The organism is Endozoicomonas sp. SESOKO2, assembly GCF_024606245.1.
Taxonomy (GTDB): Bacteria; Pseudomonadota; Gammaproteobacteria; order Pseudomonadales; family Endozoicomonadaceae; genus Endozoicomonas_A.
The window spans coordinates 42,576-54,405 of the sequence record NZ_JAHHPQ010000612.1 but is presented as its reverse complement, the minus strand read 5'-3'; the positions used below and the strand labels follow the sequence as shown (position 1 = coordinate 54,405).

General features: G+C 50.0%; 10 protein-coding genes. 6 read left to right on the top strand and 4 right to left on the bottom strand.

From position 1 onward, the window contains the following. Together KDK17_RS15135 and KDK17_RS15130 are read right to left on the bottom strand one after the other, a co-directional pair. Window positions 1–883, bottom strand: an 883-nt coding sequence (locus KDK17_RS15135; protein ID WP_257288420.1) for a GTP-binding protein, incomplete at its 3' end; no start/stop codon positions are given. A 22-nt stretch (window positions 884–905) separates the two neighbouring features. Beyond that, window positions 906–1,556 carry a hypothetical protein gene (locus tag KDK17_RS15130; protein ID WP_257288419.1) on the bottom strand — a complete coding sequence of 217 codons (651 nt, stop codon included), beginning with the start codon at window positions 1,554–1,556 and terminating at the stop codon, window positions 906–908. A gap of 386 nt (window positions 1,557–1,942) precedes the next feature. Here KDK17_RS15130 and msbA point away from each other — a divergent pair, with 386 nt between their 5' ends. From msbA to KDK17_RS15115, 3 genes are all read left to right on the top strand, one after another. Continuing rightward, window positions 1,943–3,778, top strand: coding sequence for a lipid A export permease/ATP-binding protein MsbA (gene msbA / locus KDK17_RS15125; RefSeq protein ID WP_257280176.1), 1,836 nt, complete (start codon window positions 1,943–1,945; stop codon window positions 3,776–3,778). 128 nt (window positions 3,779–3,906) lie between these two features. Continuing rightward, window positions 3,907–5,352: a bifunctional D-glycero-beta-D-manno-heptose-7-phosphate kinase/D-glycero-beta-D-manno-heptose 1-phosphate adenylyltransferase HldE gene (gene hldE, locus KDK17_RS15120; RefSeq protein WP_257280177.1), complete on the top strand. Its 1,446-nt coding sequence runs from the start codon at window positions 3,907–3,909 to the stop codon at window positions 5,350–5,352. A 155-nt stretch (window positions 5,353–5,507) separates the two neighbouring features. Beyond that, window positions 5,508–6,839, top strand: coding sequence for a hypothetical protein (locus KDK17_RS15115; RefSeq protein WP_257288418.1), 1,332 nt, complete (start codon window positions 5,508–5,510; stop codon window positions 6,837–6,839). A 28-nt stretch (window positions 6,840–6,867) separates the two neighbouring features. Here the strand turns inward: KDK17_RS15115 and KDK17_RS15110 are convergent, their stop codons facing one another. After that, a complete protein-coding gene (locus KDK17_RS15110) occupies window positions 6,868–7,686 on the bottom strand; it encodes an aldo/keto reductase (RefSeq protein ID WP_257288417.1) in 819 nt (272 codons plus the stop codon). Continuing rightward, window positions 7,679–8,893: an FAD-dependent oxidoreductase gene (locus tag KDK17_RS15105; protein WP_257288416.1), complete on the bottom strand. Its 1,215-nt coding sequence runs from the start codon at window positions 8,891–8,893 to the stop codon at window positions 7,679–7,681. The genes KDK17_RS15110 and KDK17_RS15105 overlap by 8 nt, the downstream gene beginning before the upstream one ends. 218 nt (window positions 8,894–9,111) lie before the next feature. On the opposite strand from KDK17_RS15105, the gene pxpB reads away from it, so the two are divergent. From pxpB to KDK17_RS15090, 3 genes are read left to right on the top strand one after another with little or no spacing between them, the layout of a single operon-like run. Continuing rightward, window positions 9,112–9,813 (top strand): 5-oxoprolinase subunit PxpB, encoded by a 702-nt coding sequence (gene pxpB, locus KDK17_RS15100; RefSeq protein WP_257288415.1) that lies wholly within the window; start codon window positions 9,112–9,114, stop codon window positions 9,811–9,813. After that, window positions 9,810–10,796, top strand: coding sequence for a biotin-dependent carboxyltransferase family protein (locus tag KDK17_RS15095; protein ID WP_257288414.1), 987 nt, complete (start codon window positions 9,810–9,812; stop codon window positions 10,794–10,796). The genes pxpB and KDK17_RS15095 overlap by 4 nt, the downstream gene beginning before the upstream one ends. Beyond that, window positions 10,786–11,565 (top strand): LamB/YcsF family protein, encoded by a 780-nt coding sequence (locus KDK17_RS15090; RefSeq protein WP_257288413.1) that lies wholly within the window; start codon window positions 10,786–10,788, stop codon window positions 11,563–11,565. Before KDK17_RS15095 ends, KDK17_RS15090 begins: the two co-directional genes overlap by 11 nt. Window positions 11,566–11,830 lie beyond the last annotated feature (265 nt).

Genomic DNA, 11,830 nt, shown 5'->3' with positions numbered 1-11,830 from the left:
CAACATGGTTTGGATCGCAGAGGGTGTCCGATATGTTCAGCTTGTCGATGCCCGTTACGCAGACGATGTCACCTGCACGAGCCTCTTCAACATCAACACGCTCCAGACCCAGATGACCCATTACCTTGAGAATTTTGGCATTGCGCTCACTGCCATCGGCACCAATCAGACGAATCGGAGTAGAAGGTTTGAGGACACCGCGGGTGATACGGCCAATACCGATAACGCCAAGAAAGCTGCTGTAATCCAGAGCAGAGATTTGCATCTGGAAAGGCGCATCCACATCCACCTTGGGAGAAGGTACATTGTTGACGATCATTTCAAACAGTGGCGTCATATCCTGCGCCATGTTTTCAGGGTCATCACCGGCAATACCGTTCAGTGCAGAAGCATAGATAACCGGAAAATCCAGCTGTTCTTCAGTCGCACCCAGACGATCAAACAGGTCAAAGACTTCATCCATAACCCAGTCAGGCCGGGCTCCGGGACGGTCAATCTTGTTGATAACCACGATGGGGCGCAGACCCTGCTCAAACGCTTTCTGAGTGACAAAGCGGGTCTGAGGCATGGGGCCGTCCACCGCATCCACCAGCAGTAGAACTGAATCCACCATGGACATAACACGTTCGACCTCACCACCGAAGTCGGCGTGCCCTGGCGTGTCCACAATATTAATGTGGTAGTCCTGCCAGTTGATGGCGGTGTTCTTGGCCAGGATGGTAATGCCCCGTTCCTTCTCCTGGTCATTGGAGTCCATGATCCGCTCGGCACCCTGATCCTTGCGGCCCAATGTTCCGGACTGCTGAAGCAGTTTGTCAACCAGCGTTGTTTTCCCGTGGTCAACGTGTGCGATGATGGCAATATTGCGTAACTTTTCTATCACTGTCTTTCTCTCTTGAAATCTTTCAGAGGCGCTGCATCACAGCCTCGATCTTGTCCACATCAACACCCGCCAGGCTGGCGTAGGTGGAACAAAATGCCTGATCCTTAATCAGATACTGAACATCCTGCTCATATCGAGCCAGATGGTGTAAATTCCTGAGCCTTAGCGCTTCTTTCAGAGGACTCCGGCTAAAGCGCATATCGGCAATGTCTATCAGTCCAAGAGCACCGTCGGGCAACTTAAGAATATTGCCCATGTGCAGGGAGCGAAAATAGATACCCTGTTCATGCAGGTGCGCAATATATTGAGCGACCTGCTCTGCCAGAACTCTGGTTCCATCTTCATCCAGAGCAGGAAAAACCTGCCTGAGGGTCCGACCCGGCAATGGCCGATAATGGACAGCCGTGTTTTTATAACTTTCAAGACGGTAGCAGCTTATGATGTCCACCGTTTGAATACCGCGCGCCATGAGTTCGGAGGCATTTCTGACAAACCGTACAGAATATGGCCTCAGCCACGCCGAGCTGATAGTACTTTTAACCCGAAACAGTTTCAGAAAAGTTTTATCTTTCAGCTTCAGAACCTTGTCGCCGAAATGGTCCTGCTCTATCACCTCAGCACCTTCGATCAGAGCTTGATAGGCCGTGGAAGATAACCGCTGTATACCACTCATGTGTGTCGAATACTCATTATTTCCACTATAAAAAAGGCGGCCAATGATACCTTAGCCCGGAAAATTCATAAAGCTGCTTTGATCCGGGTGCAGGCTATATTGCTACTCATGCTCAGTATTCACACTCTCTCTGCTATGTAAGAAACTCAATCGGAGTGTGTACTCGGCAGTAAGGCCGACCTTACAGGGTAACAACACTTCAGATCATTTTCGTGACGTCACGAAAATGATCGAACCGGGTACAATTAAGGAGGGCAACGCAAGGTAGAGCTTTGCTAAAAACGTCATTTTACGGTAAAAACCATGGTTTTAGAGGCACTTTCCATTGAGCCTGCAGCCGGATTCATCCAGAATAGCCCCTCATTTTTTAACTGATTACAGTGGCCATGTCAGAACAAGCCAAGGCGGGGAGTCTGCAGATCTACCTGCGCCTTCTTAGCTATGTGAAGCCCTACTCGGGCTTTTTTGCCCTCAGTTTACTGGGCTATGTCATGTTTGCACTCAGCCAGCCTGCCTTTGCCCGTTTGCTGGAATATTTTGTTGAAGCACTTGAAGGCAGCTTTAACACCATAAACAAGGACCTTGGCAGTGTTCTCCCTGCTTCTATCATGACTTCGGCGGTCCTGATTCCCGTCGTCATGTTATCTATTGCCATATTCAGAGGGATTGGTTCCTTTTTGGGTAATTACTTTCTGGCTAAGGTGTCTTTATCAGTTGTGCACGATCTGCGCTGCCTGATGTTTAACCGAATGATTCAGCTGCCCAACAACTATTTTGACAACAATAACTCCGGTCACCTGATTGCCAGAATCACTTACAACGTGGGTATGGTGACCACCGCAGCCACCGATGCCGTCAAGGTGGTTGTGCGGGAGGGCCTGACTGTTGTTTTCCTGTTCGGATATCTGATCCTGACTAACTGGAAGCTCACTCTGGTATTCATCGGTGTTGCACCCATCATTGCCTTAGTGGTCAGCACGGCCAGCAAACGCTTCCGTAAGCTGAGCTCCAGGATCCAAACCTCCATGGGCGATCTGACCCACGTCAGCTCCGAGTCGATCAATGGCTACCGGGTAGTCAGAGGCTTTGGTGGTGAGAGCTATGAAAGCCACCGTTTCTTTACTGCCAGTGATCGCAATACTCGCCAGGGTCTGAAAATGGTCAAGGCTTCCGCTGTCCATACACCTACCCTTCAGTTTCTGGTAAACAGCGCCCTCGCCATCCTGTTCTTCCTGGTGTTGTGGTTAAAAGGAGATGCAACCACAGCTTCTCTGGTGAGCTTTGTCACTGCCGCTGCGCTGCTGCCAAAACCTATTCGTCAGCTGAGCGAAGTCAATGCCAATATCCAGAAAGGTATTGCCGCGGCAGAAAGCATTTTTGACATGGCTGACCAGCCATGTGAACCCGATAATGGCACCTTTGAGAAGAAAAGAGTTGAAGGCAAGCTGGAGTTTCGAAATCTGGTTTTCAACTATCAAAATGCCGACAAACCCGCTCTGAACAACATTAATCTCGTCGTTAATCCGGGTGAGACAATTGCCCTGGTGGGCCGCTCCGGATCAGGAAAAACCACCCTGGCCAACCTGATTCCCCGTTTCTATTCCCATGAGCAGGGTCAAATCCTGCTGGATGACACACCTATTGATGAATACGGTCTGAAAAACCTCCGTAGTCATATCGCTTTGGTGGACCAGAATGTCACTCTGTTTAATGATACCGTAGCTCGCAATATTGCCTATGGTGACCTGCGGGAAAAAGATGATGCTGACATCCATCTGGCTGCCGAAGCCGCCCATGCCAACGAATTCATCAAAAATATGGCTCAGGGCATGAATACGCTGGTCGGTGAAGATGGCGTGCTGCTCTCGGGTGGTCAGCGTCAACGTTTGGCGATAGCCAGGGCTATTCTGAAAGACGCTCCTGTTCTGATTCTCGACGAGGCGACTTCTGCCCTGGATACCGAATCCGAGCGTCATATTCAGGCGGCGCTGGATGAAGTCATGAAGAATCGAACAACACTGGTCATTGCACATCGGCTCTCCACCATTGAGAATGCAGACCGTATCGTTGTGATGGATAAAGGCGAAATTGTAGAGAGCGGCACCCATGCCGAACTGCTGGCCAAAAAAGGTCATTATGCCAAACTGCACCAGATGCAGTTTCAGGAAGAACAGGAAGAAGCCGTAGAGGTAACACCTCTGGCTTCTTCAAAGCCAGTATAAAACTGAACTCTTTGAAAAAGCGGAGGTCTTGCCATGATTACCCCTAAGGATAATTTCGTGGTAAACCTATCGGAAGCCCGGCCATCTCGCTTGGCAGGATTCTATGATACCCGAGTGGAAAAGACTGAATGAAACTGACTCTGCCACGATTCAATCAAGCCAGGGTACTGGTGATCGGCGATGTCATGCTGGATCGCTACTGGCATGGCGGCACCACCCGAATCTCTCCTGAAGCGCCAGTACCTGTCGTCCGCGTCAACCAGATAGAAGATCGACCCGGTGGTGCTGGCAACGTAGCCCTGAACATTGCCTCTCTGGGCGCTCCAGCCTGGCTGGTAGCCGCTACCGGAGACGATGAAGCAGCCGACTCCCTGCAGACCCGTCTGGAAGCGGCCGGAGTCTACTGCGATTTTGCCCGGCTGAAAAACATTCCTACCATCACTAAGCTCAGGGTCATCAGTCAACATCAGCAGCTGATTCGTCTGGATCAAGAGCAAGCTTTCTCCAGTCTGAGCAGTGATATTCTGGAAGAAAAAGTAGCGAACCTGTTAAAAAACATGGGAGCAGTCATTCTTTCCGATTACAACAAGGGCACTCTCCAGAACCACCAGCAGCTAATCAAAATGGCACGTACAAAAGGCATTCCGGTAGTTGTTGACCCCAAAGGTACCGACTTTAAGCGTTATCGTGGTGCTACGCTCATTACCCCTAACCTGCATGAGTTTGAAACCGTTGTCGGCCACTGCAAAGACGAGCATGAGCTGATCACCAAAGGTCATCAGTTATTGGACGAGTTGGAGCTTGAGGCCATGTTGATCACCCGCAGTGAGCATGGCATGACCCTGATTCGCAGAGACGAACAGGAACTGCACCTGCCAGCCAGAGCCCGTGAAGTCTTTGATGTGACCGGTGCCGGAGATACCGTTATTTCCACCTTGGCTACCGCACTTGCAGCCGGGGCTGAACTACCCAAAGCAGCCGCTCTGGCTAATATTGCCGCAGGCCTTGTGGTCGCCAAGCTGGGTACAGCAACGGTCAGCATGCCCGAGTTACGCCGTGAGGTGAACAGAGAACTGGGAGCAGAGCGCGGCGTTATAACCCCTGATCAGCTTAAGATTGCCCTCGAAGATGCCCGGGCCCATGGCGAAAAGATCGTCTTCACCAATGGTTGCTTCGACATTATTCATGCTGGCCACGTGGGCTATCTGGAGCAGGCCAGAAAGCAGGGTGACAGGCTGGTACTGGCGATCAACAGCGATGCTTCGGTAAAAAGGTTGAAAGGTGAAGGCCGCCCCATCAACTCAGAAGATCGCAGAATGGCCGTACTCGCAGGCCTTGAAGCAGTGGACTGGGTGGTATGCTTTGAAGAAGATACCCCTGAAAAGCTGCTCAAAATGGTGAAACCGGACGTTCTGGTCAAAGGCGGTGACTACAGCATCGATGAAGTGGTCGGTGCCCCAATCGTCTACGAATACGGTGGTGATGTGAAGGTTCTGGCGTTCCTGGATAACTGTTCAACGACGGCTATTGTTGAAAAAATCAGGAAGGACAAGACTTCTGAAGAAACCGCCTGATGCTTTCACGCTCAACTTTCACCGTAATATAATGGCATTGCCGTCAACTTTTCGACAGTTGGCGGCCATCTTCCCTAAAATCCGAGGACAATCATTTACCCGAACTTTGCCCTCTATAATAAGTTGAAAGCACTCAAAGATTCAGGGATAGAGTAATGGGTATTATCAGCGGCGGTGAAAAGGTTTCTATCAGCCCGACGTGGTCTGAACATGGTCAACAGAACGTTAATAAACCTGTTAATAAACCTGAGGGACGCCACAAGGGCGTCTCAGTCTCCTCCATGGAAAACACGGTTCCTCAAAACGGGAAAGGCAAAAAGCTTCCAAAAAAAAGCCTCTTCTCCCGCCGCATAAGCAACCCTGACAAAGCCGCGGCTAAAGAGAGAAAAGCCACAGAGAAAAAAGCCATCAAAGCGTTTAAATTAGCCCTGAATGATCTCAAAAAAGCGGTAAACAGCAAAGAAAGCAGTCATGACTCAGTATTGAGAGTCATTGCTAAACACGTCAAAAACCAGAGCGAACTGGAAGACCTGCTGGCAAATCTTACCAGCAAATCCGGACAGGAACCCTTGAAACCACACGTTAAAGAGGCTTTCAAAAAAGTTGGCTTTACCATGATGGTTCGGAATGCACGAGATGACGCTCATCAGCCCTTAAAACAGGCACCAGACCTCGGTCAGTCTTTCAGAGAGGGGCTGGATAAAAGCATGGAAAAGCTCAGATCTCAGCGAGAACAACTTGCCGGTAGCACTTATCCTGACTCTATCAAACACCAGCTAAACACTCAGCCTGCGCTGGCCTCATGTTTGGTGGATGAACTCCCGAACACAAGGGGATATGCGCCTTCTGGCAGTCCACACCCTATCAATCAGGCTCAGATCATTCTTACCTGCCAATGCTTTGAGCAAGCTCATAAAATTAAGCAAGATCTGGAAAGGGCTTTAAAGTACCCGCAACAACTTCCAGCTGAGACAAAAGACAAAATCGAGAGCTCATTAAATGAGATTCAGGAGATTTTAAAAGCGACGCCAAAAGAGCTCGAGAAACTGGAGAAAAATCACGTTATGAAGGGAGAGGGCCCTTTCCTTAATACAAAATACCAACAGTATATAGAGGAAAGAAGTCAGGAAAACACGATCCGACCTCAAACGGAAGCCAAAGCAGCTCCAGAGAAACGTAAAAAAAGAGTCGCACCCGCCATTCCTTTCCAGGCTTCCCTTGCGGCCCTGAAAAAAGAAAAGCCAGAACGGACGAACGAAGCAGATTTATTACAGAACTACCTGAACGAACTGCTGGCTTTCAGTAATTCACCCGATTTAGTCAACCTGTTAGGTAAAGAGTTCTCCACTCACATCGACGCAGAATGGAGTTTTGACGAATATGCCTCTCTGTGTCAGTACGCTGCTGAAGCCATTGCCGACACCCCATCGCTCACCCCTGTTAAAGCGATGGATGTGGCGTATGGAAAGCTGGGAACCCCTCGCTAACTTAACTGAACCGGCGAAGACTCAGCTTTTAAGATGCCTGATTGTTGAGATGCCTGATGACTCTGGCGCACATCTCGGCATTACTCTTTAAATGCCCGGAATGAATGGTGCCAATCACTGCCGCCGAAGTAGCAGGATGAGAAAAAACCAACTCCATACTTTTTTGCACCGGATCCTCACCTTCCAGACAGGCATGACCACTGGCCAGCGCCTTCTTGATCAAAATGCCCTTACGGTTCTCCAGGGCGTAATCAAGAACCGGTTTCTCAGCCTGCTCCTTCAGGTTATAAGTCACCATGGCCATATCCGACCTTTCCAGAGCCATAATGCCGCCTTCAACGGTTTTGGTGGACATGCCTGACGCCAGAATCTTGCCTTCTTTTTTCAATGCTTCCAACACTTCCAGACAGCCATACTGCTGAATAATATTGACGTCATCACCATTGGAGTGGACCAGTACCATTTCAATCCGATCGGTATTCAGCCGTTTCAGACTTCTCTCGATGCTGAAACGAATGTGCTCCGGTGTGAAATCAAAATGAGACTCACCGTTCTCAAACTCCTCGCCGACCTTACTGCAAATAACCCAGTTGTCTCTCTGACCTTTTAGCAATGCCCCCAATCGCTCTTCGCTGTTCCCGTACGCAGGCGCTGTGTCCAGCAGATTAACACCCAAAGATTGAGCCAGTTTCAGTAATTCTCTAGCCTCGCGATCATCTGGAATCTTGAATCCGGATGGGTATTTCACCCCCTGATCTCTACCCAGCTTCACGGTTCCGAAACCTATGGGAGAAACCGCAATATCGGTGCCGGCCATCGTTCTTGTCTCAAGCCTGTCATCAGTCATGATCGGAAAATGCCCCACTCCAGAATGGTTCGCAGATATCAGGATGCTGAACATCCTCTGGCAAAACAAAACCTTGATTGCCAGATGGGGAAAGTTCCTGTCTGTTCAACACTTTAATGACCTCGTCTGATAGGTTGGGTGCCAACGCCAGCTTGGTCGGCCAGGAGACAATGCCGTTTTCCACATCATGAATGAAAGCGGCATCCGGTCTCAGTAGTTTGGTCTGCCTGGGTTCAGCCCGGTTTACAAACAAGGTCGCCCATTGAGCATCATCCAGATTAACCCATGGCAATAATGCTGCCAGCTCACTTCGGGCCACCCGGATCTGTTCTTCTGGTGTGCGCTTCATCCCGTCTTCTGCAATTTCACCACCCAGATACCAAACCCAGTGATCTTCTCCATCCGGATGGCTGGTTACCGTCATTCTTGGAACAGGTTTGGTACCCAGACAGTGTGCAAAGAGCGGCTCAGGATGACGATGCCGAACCATCACCATATGGAGCGGCCTTCTCTGCATTTCTGGCTGAGAAAGCCCCCAGAGCGTCATCAGATCCTCGGTGCCTTCACCCGCTGCGGTAACAAACTTGCGCGCCTTGATGTGAAAGGTTTTACCTCCAACTATATGTTCAATGAAAGCTATTTTCTTACCTTCAGTGACAATACGGGTGTTTTCTGACCAGTCCACCTTGAGAATCCGCTCCTTAAGACCGTTTACCAGCGCCTTGATAACCGTACGGATATCCAGCACGATCTCATTGAGCTGGTAGACTTTGCCCCGAAACCCTTCATGGCGAAAAATATCCGGAAAATCTGCCGTTTTCTTCAGCTGCTCCACCCGGCCCCGCAGTGCTTTGCTGGCAAAAAACGTAGTAAGCCTGGAGCCTACATCGCCGGGAGACCAGAGATACTGAGACTGAGAGAGTATAGCCGCTCCCGACAGGTCGACCTCGCCTTCTCCCCTGAGCGCCCGGCGCCAGCGATCTGGCATGCCAGCAATACACTCGGCCGACTTGGTCAGGGTGCCGGTCAGAGTGTACTTGGTTCCGCCATGAACGATCCCCTGAGACTTGATAGTCTGACCTCCACCGAGAGTGGCATTTTCCAGAAGAAGTACTTTATAGCCTTGCTGATTGAGGGTATTGAACAGCCAGAGACCGGCAATGCCTCCGCCAATTACGACAACATCTGTTTCTATGGTCTGAGTCATATAGAGTGGATCAGAGAGTAAGACAGGAAAAATAGAGAGCCAGCAGTATACGCCTCATCTCCTTCAGACACCAACATCGCCTGAAGCCTCTGAAAAAGTTCATGATTATGCAGACAGCTATATAGAAAAAGAGGCTCTGGCAAGTGGCTAATGGATGACGTTTTCTAACTCAACCCTATGTTAGAATCGAGTGCAAACTTTATGAATATGACAATAATATGAACCATCCCTGTGAGTGCTTCCCTCTGGGTGACTCGGCTCTGCTGCTATGTTTTGGTGACCGGATCAGTCCCAAAATAAACTTGATCGTCCATACAGCAGCAAAACAACTTCTCGAATTGGCCTATCCTGAAATCATTGAGATGGTACCAGCTTACACAACTCTGACCATCTATTATGACCCGTGCCGGATTCAATCAGCGACACCTTATGAAGCTTTAAAAGAAAAAATGCTCAACACCCTGAAAATACTCAAGGTGGATGACACCAGTGCCGGGAATCATGTCGAAATACCGGTCTGCTATGAAAGTGACTTTGCTCCGGATCTGGAGCGGGTGGCTAAACATTGTCGTTTGAGTCCTGAGGAAGTGATTGATCGCCACACTTCAGCTACCTATGACGTTTACTTTCTTGGCTTTACTCCGGGTTTTCCTTATCTGGGTGGAATGGACAAAAAGCTAACGACTCCCAGACTTGATCATCCACGCCTGACGATACCGGCTGGCTCCGTTGGCATTGCCGGTGAGCAAACGGGTATCTACCCTCTTTCTACTCCCGGAGGCTGGCAGCTGATAGGCCATACCCCTATTCCTTTGGTGGACTTCAGTAACGACTCGCCCACGCTGCTCAAACCAGGCGACAGAGTAAAGTTCACCGCCATTTCCTTCAAGGAACATCAGGAAATGGAGGCGCAAAGGTGAGCCTGATCATCAAACAACCCGGAATGCTGACCACCCTTCAGGACCTGGGTAGATACGGCCTTCGAAATTTGGGCTTCTCAACCGCTGGAGCCATGGACACTCTCGCAGCCAGAGTCACTAACCTGATATTGGGTAACCCGGAAAATGCTCCGGTGCTGGAATTCACCCTGACCGGACCCACTCTGGAATTTAATAAACCCACGATAATCTGTCTCAGTGGAGGAAGCGCTGATGCCACTGTAGGTAATCATTTCGTCGCCCCCAACTGCGTAACCCCCATTAAAGCAGGGCAAACGCTGAAGATTTCTGGTCTCAAGACAGGCTGCCGAGGCTACCTGGGGGTTAAAAATGGCTTTCAGGCCCTTGAAGTTCTGGGAAGTTGCAGTACCCATCTGGCAGCTGGCATCGGTGGCCTTAGCGGCCGTGCACTCAAAGAGAATGACCGGCTTGGCTTTAACAGCTGTTCAGCAAAGAAAGGTTTCCAGCCTGATATCGCTGTGGGCCGTGAGTTTACGCAGTATCTTGAGAATCAGGCAGACAGTCAGCCTGTTCGTTTTATCCGGGGTCCACAAGCGTCTTGGTTCTCCAGACAAAGTCTGCATCACTTTTATAGCCAAAGTTACTCTGTCCACCCGGATTCTGACCGGATGGGCTATCGTCTGTGTGGTCAAAAGATCGAAAGCAGCTATTCTGAAAACCTGATCACAGAGGGGACAACCACTGGCTCCATACAGGTCCCTCCAGATGGCCAACCCATTATTCTAATGAGTGATTGTCAGCCCACTGGCGGTTATCCCAAAATCGGGAATATTATCTCAGCTGACTTACCCAGAGTCGCACAACTAAAGCCCTCGGACACAGTGACTTTTCAGGAAGTCTCTGTTAGAGAGGCTCAACGGGAACTGATAGAACAGAGAATCAACCTGAATCGTCTGGCCATTGCTGCTGAACATTACTGGAATCACAATCAAGATGAATACTGATAACACTCCGACACTGGATCTGAACTGCGACATGGGTGAAAGCTTTGGCCATTATTCGCTGGGAAACGATGCCGGAATCATGCCGTATATCAGTTCTGCTAACATTGCCTGCGGCTTTCATGGAGGTGATCCGAATATCATGGCCAACACAGTAAAGCTGGCTTTGGAACACAATGTCGCTGTCGGCGCTCACCCCGGATTACCGGATCTTCAGGGCTTTGGTCGCAGAAACATGGACATCAGCCCTGAGGACGCCTACGCCCTGACGCTTTACCAAACAGGCGCATTGAGTGCCTTTGTAACAGCACAAGGCGGTCGGCTTCACCATGTAAAACCTCACGGCGCTCTGTACAATATGGCCTCACGGGACTCTGGCCTTGCCAAAGCGATAGCCGAAGCAGTTTATCAATTTAATCCAGAACTGATTCTTTATGGATTAGCTGGCAGCTGCCTTATATCTCAGGCTCAAGCCATTGGCCTGATGACCGCCAGCGAAGTCTTTGCCGACCGCAGCTATCAGAGTAATGGTCAGCTAACCCCCAGAGATCAGGCCGGAGCAATGATTGAGGACGAGCAAAAGTCCCTCGACCAAATCAGAGAGATGGTGTTGCACAAACAAGTAACTTCAGTGGATGGTCAGACAGTGGCTATCAAGGCCGAAACTTTGTGCATTCATGGCGATGGTCCCCGGGCTCTGGACTTTGTCCGGGGCTGTGAACGATTTCTGCGGGCACAGGGCATCACAATTCAAACGATTCAGGTGCAGTAGTGAATATTTCTTTCCAAGCCTCGTTGCCCTTTCAGGGTCTCTTTTCGCCACTTCCCGGAGTGGTAGCAAGGACGATTGCTTTGCTCGATGGCTTTCCAGCCAAAGTAGCGCCCTACCGGCCTGTCTGCTGACCATACTCAAGGAAGGTGAACAGAGAACCAGTGCTCACGGACTGCGACAAAAGGTTCTTAAGGCCCAGGCCGATTGCCTGGGAACGCCCATTATTTAAATCATCTGCAGGGTTGGCACTAAGAACCAGGATGCC

Excerpts from the sequence above, each read along its gene's own strand:
- KDK17_RS15105 (WP_257288416.1), bottom strand. The coding sequence starts at position 8,893 with ATGACTCAGACCATAGAAACAGATGTTGTCGTAATTGGCGGAGGCATT.
- KDK17_RS15090 (WP_257288413.1), top strand. The coding sequence starts at position 10,786 with ATGAATACTGATAACACTCCGACACTGGATCTGAACTGCGACATGGGT.
- msbA (WP_257280176.1), top strand. The coding sequence starts at position 1,943 with ATGTCAGAACAAGCCAAGGCGGGGAGTCTGCAGATCTACCTGCGCCTT.
- KDK17_RS15110 (WP_257288417.1), bottom strand. The coding sequence starts at position 7,686 with ATGACTGATGACAGGCTTGAGACAAGAACGATGGCCGGCACCGATATT.
- pxpB (WP_257288415.1), top strand. The coding sequence starts at position 9,112 with ATGAACCATCCCTGTGAGTGCTTCCCTCTGGGTGACTCGGCTCTGCTG.
- hldE (WP_257280177.1), top strand. The coding sequence starts at position 3,907 with ATGAAACTGACTCTGCCACGATTCAATCAAGCCAGGGTACTGGTGATC.
- KDK17_RS15115 (WP_257288418.1), top strand. The coding sequence starts at position 5,508 with ATGGGTATTATCAGCGGCGGTGAAAAGGTTTCTATCAGCCCGACGTGG.
- KDK17_RS15130 (WP_257288419.1), bottom strand. The coding sequence starts at position 1,556 with ATGAGTGGTATACAGCGGTTATCTTCCACGGCCTATCAAGCTCTGATC.